Consider the following 6969-nt stretch of genomic DNA (forward strand, 5'->3'; position numbering starts at 1 on the left):
GTAACGAAGCTAACGGGCTGGCCAACGGCCGGCCGGATGAATTTTGAGAAGGAGAGGATAGGAATGAGGGGGAAAAGAGCAGGCTGGATGTCGCTGTCCATGGCGGCGGTCCTGTTATTAACGTCTGCATGTCAAAGCGGTGGCGGAGCAGCCGGCCAGAAGAAGGGGGAGGGCCCTTCGGAACAGGAAAGCACAGGTGCCGCTGTTAACAAGACCGGGTTTCCAATCGTGAACGAGCCGATCAAGCTCAATATCGTAGCGGGCAAGGCTACGGCGAACGGCCCGGACTGGAATGACATTATGCTGTTTAACGAATATGAGAAGATGACCGGCATCGATGTCGAATGGCAGATGATTAATAAAGAGATTTTAAGCGAGAAGCGGAATCTGATTCTGGCAGGGGGAGACCTCCCCGATGCTTTCTACGCGGCGCTGTTGTCGGATAAAGATGTAATGAAATATGGAGAGCAGGGTGTCTTTATCAAGCTTAACGAGCTGATAGAGGAATATGCCCCCAATATCAAAAAGCTGCTGGACGAAAATCCGGACATCAAGAAGGGGCTGACGATGCCTGACGGCAATATCTACTCGATCCCGAGAGTGTATGATCCGGGCTTCACCTCGGTACTGATTAACCCGAAGTCTTGGATTAATCGAGAGTGGACGGACAAGCTGGGATTGCAGAAGCCCGAAACGACCGAGGAGCTGTATTCATTTCTCAAAGCCATGAAGGGGCAGGATTTGAACGGAAACGGGGAGGACGACGAGATTCCGCTCGGGTCCGAGAGCATCAATTATTTGATCAAATGGTTTTACGGCCCTTGGGGCTTGCAGAACAGAGGGTCGCGCCATTCTTATGTGGACGTGAATCCGCAGACGGACGAATTGCGCTTCTTCCCCATCGACGACAACTATAGAGAGATGCTGGAATATGTTCAAAAATTATATCAGGAGAAGCTGATTGACCCGGATATCTTCACGATGAATTCCGCGGAGTTTCTGGCGAGAATGCAGTCGGGCCGGTACGGATCCTATATCGGCTGGGACCCCGTAGGCTGGGCGAACCTCAAGCAATTTGAAGGAGCGCCGGCGCTGGAGGGACCGCATGGCGATAAGACGGTCGTCAAAAATTCCTCTCTGGTTACGCTGGGAACCTTCGTTATCACGAACAAGAATGAGCATCCTGAAGCGACGATGCGTTGGATCGACCACTTCTTCGGGGAGGAAGGCAGCAAGATGTTCTTCATGGGCTTCGAGGGAGTGACCTACAAAGAAGGGGCGGACGGCAAGGCGGAATATCTGGACGAAATCTCCAATCATCCGGGAGGCTTGTCGCTGGACGAGGCGGTCTCGCAATATTTGATTTGGCCGGGAGGCGGAACCCCGGGAATCATCTCCGAGCAGTATTTCAAAGGGGGAGAGAGCCTGCCGACCTCCATGGAGACAGCCAAGCTGCTGGAGCCCTATGCCGGCAGCGAAGTATGGCCGCCCTTCTCCTTCACCTCGGAGGAAAACAGCCGAATGGCGGGCTTGAGCTCGGATATCGGGACTTATGTGACGGAGATGCGGGCCAAGTTCATTACCGGAGCCAAGCCTCTGTCCGAATGGGATGAATATGTACAGACCATCAAGAAGATGGGGCTAGAGGAGTATATGAAAATTTATCAGTCGGCCTATGAGAGATACAAGAACGGCTAATCCTGACCTGAACCAAGACTTTCCGGCCGCCCTGTCCGGACGCTAAGTGCCAATGGACAAGCACCGGGCGGCCCCTATAACTACTTATCGGTTCCTTTGATGTCCGTATGGTCAAGGGAACCGGGTTAGGGGGCAAGGGTGGAAACCTGAAACCTTTGGGGATAGTTTTCTACGAAAATATATAGGAGGAGAACGAGTCATTGGCCTATACGCATTCGAATATCCGCAAGACGGCTAACTCCATGCCTCCGCGGAAACACCGCCGGCATCCTGCGATCCGGTCGGTCTGGAGAAATTGGGAGCTTTATTTGCTGCTCCTTCCGGTGATCGCCTACTTCGTCATTTTTAAATATGTTCCTATGTATGGCGTGCAAATTGCTTTTAAAGATTTTATGGCGGCCAAAGGGATTTGGGACAGCCCCTGGGTCGGGTGGGATCATTTCGAAAGATTATTCAACAGCTATTACTTCTGGCGTCTCATCAAGAATACGCTTGGCATCGGAATTTACGAGCTGGTGGTAGGCTTTCCGGTTCCCATTATTCTCGCCTTGATGATTAATGAAGTAAGGGCTGCATGGTTCCGCAAGACGGTACAGACTGTTACCTACGCGCCGCATTTTCTGTCTACCGTCGTCATGGTGGGGATGGTATTTATTTTCCTGTCTCCGGGCAGCGGACTGATCAATCAGTTAATCAAACTGTTCGGATTGGAACCGGTTTCGTTCATGACCGAGCCAGGGTGGTTTAAATCAATTTTTGTGTTATCGGGCGTATGGCAGAATATGGGCTGGAGCTCTATTATTTATCTGGCCGCTCTGACCGGCATCGATCCTCAGCTGCATGAAGCCGCCAAGGTGGATGGGGCCAGCCGGCTGCAGAGAATTTGGCATATCAACCTTCCGGGCATTATGCCGACCATCGTCATCCTGCTTATTCTGAACGTGGGAAATTTGATGGGAGTCGGGTTCGAGAAGGTGCTTCTGATGCAGAACGATTTGAATATGGAAGCTTCGGACGTGCTATCGACTTATGTTTATCGGAGCGGGATATTGGAGGCGCAGTACAGCTTCTCCGCAGCGGTAGACCTGTTCAATGCGATAGTCAATTTCATTCTGCTGGTTTCGGTCAATTACCTGTCCAGAAGAGTGAGTGAAACGAGCTTGTGGTAAGGAGGGAAGAGCAGTATTGGACAGAGAATCATGGGGAGACAGGCTGTTCGGGCTCATCAACGGGTTCATGCTGGCAGTGGTACTCATTGTCGTGCTGTACCCGTTATGGTTCGTGGCCATGGCTTCGATCAGCGACCCGATGGCCGTTTTAAACGGCAAGGTATGGTTATGGCCGCAAGGCCTGACACTCGTCGGATATGAGAAAGTGTTCGCGAATAAAGATATTTTGCAAGGATACGGAAATACGCTTCTCTACACGGTTCTGGGAACGGCGATCAACCTGGTGATGACTGTGCTGGCCGCTTACCCGTTATCCAGAAGAGATTTGTATGGCCGCAACAGCGTGATGGCGTTTCTGGTGTTTACGATGTTTTTTAGCGGGGGAATGATTCCAACTTATTTGCTGGTGAAAGACCTGGGGATGATCAATACGATCTGGGCCATGGTGATTCCCAATGCGGTGTCCGTATGGAATATCATCATTATGCGGACGTTCTTTCAGCAGAGCCTGCCTCACGAAATCCAGGAGGCCGCCCAGATCGACGGCTGCTCCAACATCAAAATATTATTTAAAATCGTACTGCCCCTTTCGACCCCGATTCTGGCCGTTATGGTCTTGTTCTACGCAGTCGGGCATTGGAACGCCTTCTTCAACGCGCTGGTTTATTTGACGGAAAGAGACAAGTTCCCTCTGCAAATCATTCTGCGGGAAATTCTCATCCAGGGCCAGACCGCGCAAATGGTGGATATCGGTGCACAGGAGGGCATGGCCAAGAAGCTGATGGAAGCCGAATCGATCAAGTATGCCGTCGTGATTGCCGCCAATCTGCCGGTGCTTGTGCTGTACCCGTTCCTGCAGCGATATTTCGTCAAAGGGATTTTCATAGGATCACTAAAAGGCTAATCTTAACGAAATCTAAACATAAAATTGACATGGGTTACAAATTCGTGGTGTATTATACCTGTTGTAGCCCGTGTTTTTACATGTGTATACGCTTACATAATCTGGTAAAAAGTTTTTAGGCCATCCCTGCTCTCATCTATAACCTTAGTCAACAGAAGACCAATATCAGGCTGCAAAAAGGGGGAAAGCGCTCATGATGCGAGCGGTTCTGAAACGGATATTTCGCGTGCCCTCATGGTCCGGACGCTTCTATCAGTATTTGTTTTCTTATATATTACTGATCGTGATGCTGCTGGTTATCGTCGGCAGCGTCATATACGGTTCCTTTATTTCGGTGCTGCGGGAGGAAGTCGAGGGCTCGGTCATTGCGACCTTGACCCAAATTAAAGAGGCGATGGACACAAGAACGAGTGAAATGAACCGGATGGCTCTGCAAATTGCCGCCAATCCCCTGCTGACCCCATTCATGGTTGCCGAAGGCGGTTACGGAACTTATCAGGCGGTTCAGGATTTGAAAAAATACCGGTCGGCCAATGACTTTGTTCATGAAGTCGTTCTGTACTATGGAGATGGGCAGGCCTCCACGATGTATGCGGCAAGCGGCATTCACAGCATCGATTATTTCTTTAGATTCGCCTACCCGTTTAGCCAGTGGGGCAAGGAGGAGTTCGTCTCCACCTTGTCTTCCCTGGAGAAGCCCGTGATCCGTTCCGTGGAGCAAGCGGCCGCCGGAGGGGCGCCTTCCTCCGGTTATGTGCTTTATCTGCATCCGTTGTCGGTCGATGCCAGCCGAGGGTATGGGGTTGTTCTGTTTATCATCAAGGAAGACGAATTGAATTCGATGATCAGCAAGGTTCTCAAGGATTACAGCGGATTTACATTCATACTGGACGAGAACGGCAGACCCGTAACGAAAGTGCTGTCCAACATTTCGGAAGAGCAGGCGGGCAGCATTCTCGAAGCGTTCCCGCCTTCGGAATCCGGTGAGGCCATCCAGTCGGTATCCGTCAATCGAACGGATTACTCCATGGTTCAACTGAAATCCGAAACCAATGGCTGGTCCTATATTACGGTTATGCCGACGGATCAATTTTTGGGGAAGGTGAATGAAACCCGCACTATTTTTCACTACACGGTGGTCGCTGTCCTGTTGCTGGGCTTGCTGCTGGCCCTTGCTTTCTCGATCCGGAATTACCGGCCTCTTCTCAAGCTGGCCGGCGGGCTGGCCGACAGACGAATCATCAAGGAATGGCCGAGGAAAACCGATGAAATCAGCCTGATTTCGAAAGCGATCGGCGAGGTGACCCGGGAGAACCAAGGGCTGCTGGAGAAGCTGAACAGCCAAGCCAGTTTGTTAAAGGCGAGTTATGTTCTGTCACTTGTAGAGGGCAAGGTGAAAAGCACCGAAGAATGGGATGAAATCCGGGAAGCTCTGGATTGGCCTGCGGAGTACCCTCATTATGCCGTTATGCTGCTGCTGATTGATAATTACGACCGGTTTGTCGGAGAGAATACAAAGCCTATGCAGGATATAATCAAGTACAGCTTGATCCAGATGGCCGAGAATTTGTCCCAAAGGCTGGGCGCCGGATGGGGGGCGGAATACAAGGAAGGGCGGGGCATCGTCATCCTGCTCAATATCCGCGAAGGCTTGGACGAGCTTAACGATTTGGCCGACCTGGGGACGAAGGTAAGGCTGTTTGCCAATCAGCACTACCAGGTTGGCGTCACGGTTGGAATCGGCGGGATGTTCAATAATATCACCAAGCTTCCGCAATCTTTGACGCAGGCGGACCATGCGGCCCGATGCCGGCTGGTCAAGGGAGGCAATCAGGTCATCTGCTATAGCGAAGTCGAGAAGTCGAAGGAAAGCATCATCTGGTATCCGTTGGAGTCGGAGAAGCTTCTTGTCAAAGCGATTAAGCAGGGGAATAGCGATGAGGTCCAGACCGTCATCCGGGATATGATGAGCAGCATGGTCAACCAGCCTATATCGATTGAGAAGGTCGAGTTTATAGGCTTCGATATGATCAACACGGTCATGAAAACCTTGCTGGAAATGGATATGAAAATCGAGGCAGCGGATCTGGCGATGGAGCGTTTTTTCGTGTCCCGGTTTGAAACGGTAGAGGCGCTGGAGCATAAAATGATCGAATTCTGCGACCGGGTATGCGAGTACGTGGAGCGGCATAAGGAAAGCAAAAATATAGCCTTGTTAGATCAATTGGTCGCCTATGTGGACCGGCATTATCATGATAATACCATCAACCTGGAGCAGATTGCTGGGGAATTCGGATTTTCCCCATCCTATCTGACCCGCTTCTTCAAAAACCAAACCGGGGATTCCTTGATGCGCTATATCGACCAAATCCGGATGGAGAAGGCGAAGGAGCTCCTGAGGACGACCGATATGAATTTGGGGGAGATTATAGAGCGGGTCGGTTATATTGATCCGACCAATTTTATCCGCAAGTTCAAAAAGCTCGAAGGAGTGACTCCCATTCAGTACCGGAATCTGATCCAGGCCGGCCGGCTATCGCTGCCCCAATAATTACTGAGGATCGCTGACAAAATTCGACATTCATGGACGGACGCATATGTTAAAATTAGTCATAACGAATCCGGAGCAGGGTGAGCACGAGGGACAGCTGTGATTGACGGCTGTCCTTTTTTGGCATTGGGGCACTCTGCAAAGTATTTGGAGTAAGCTTCGAAGGCATGCGTCACTATCGTGGGGGATTTCCCGGGGCTCCATCGAAGCCCATCGGTCACGTTGTGGAAGAGTTGCGGGGTACACGGCAAAGTAACGTATTTTTTGAAGGAGGGGCAGGAAGGGGAGACCGCTTTTGACGTTGGTTTAGACGCGGGTCCGGGCAGGTGCGGACAGAATAAACTTCGAAGGCCACCCGTCACGTTGTGGAGTTGCGAGGGGTTCACGGCAAAGTAACGTATTTTTGAAGGAGGGGCAGGAAGGGAAGATCGCTTTTGGCGTTGGTTTAGACGCTGGTCCAGGCGGGGGTGATCTTGATTAGGCTTAGATGCATTAGAGCGGACAAAATTCCTGCGATAATACATCAATTTTGGCTCGATTTGGACCACTCCGGAGAAAAGGCGGCGAAAGCTCCACGGCCCCCTAACGAAACTGGAGTCCTACCCTACAATATATTATTGTATTTCTTAGGGAGGCGACCAGTATGA

Annotated in this window: 4 protein-coding genes; all 4 read left to right on the plus strand. The window is 51.0% G+C overall.

What is annotated here, in order from left to right; all coding sequences use genetic code 11:
* Nucleotides 1–63: 63 nt before the first annotated feature.
* The 4 genes from ACTHRH_RS07005 to ACTHRH_RS07020 all read left to right on the plus strand — a co-directional run bounded on the left by ACTHRH_RS07005 (nt 64) and on the right by ACTHRH_RS07020 (nt 6322).
* Nucleotides 64–1698, plus strand: a complete 1635-nt coding sequence (locus ACTHRH_RS07005; RefSeq protein ID WP_144936382.1) for an extracellular solute-binding protein — start codon at nt 64–66, stop codon at nt 1696–1698.
* 242 nt (nt 1699–1940) lie between these two features.
* A complete protein-coding gene (locus ACTHRH_RS07010) occupies nt 1941–2867 on the plus strand; it encodes an ABC transporter permease (RefSeq protein WP_144936414.1) in 927 nt (308 codons plus the stop codon).
* A gap of 16 nt (nt 2868–2883) precedes the next feature.
* Complete coding sequence (locus tag ACTHRH_RS07015; protein WP_225312572.1) at nt 2884–3771, plus strand: carbohydrate ABC transporter permease; 888 nt, start codon at nt 2884–2886, stop codon at nt 3769–3771.
* Between the two features lie 193 nt (nt 3772–3964).
* Entirely contained in the window at nt 3965–6322 is a 2358-nt protein-coding gene (locus ACTHRH_RS07020) for a helix-turn-helix domain-containing protein (protein ID WP_440414762.1), read from the plus strand.
* Nucleotides 6323–6969 lie beyond the last annotated feature (647 nt).

Source organism: Paenibacillus sp. SAFN-117, from assembly GCF_051966115.1.
Taxonomy (GTDB): Bacteria; Bacillota; Bacilli; order Paenibacillales; family NBRC-103111; genus Paenibacillus_L; species Paenibacillus_L residui.

Bases quoted from the DNA above. Each gene is read 5' to 3' on its own strand.
- ACTHRH_RS07005 (WP_144936382.1), top strand. From the start codon at position 64: ATGAGGGGGAAAAGAGCAGGCTGGATGTCGCTGTCCATGGCGGCGGTC.
- ACTHRH_RS07010 (WP_144936414.1), top strand. From the start codon at position 1,941: ATGCCTCCGCGGAAACACCGCCGGCATCCTGCGATCCGGTCGGTCTGG.
- ACTHRH_RS07020 (WP_440414762.1), top strand. From the start codon at position 3,965: ATGATGCGAGCGGTTCTGAAACGGATATTTCGCGTGCCCTCATGGTCC.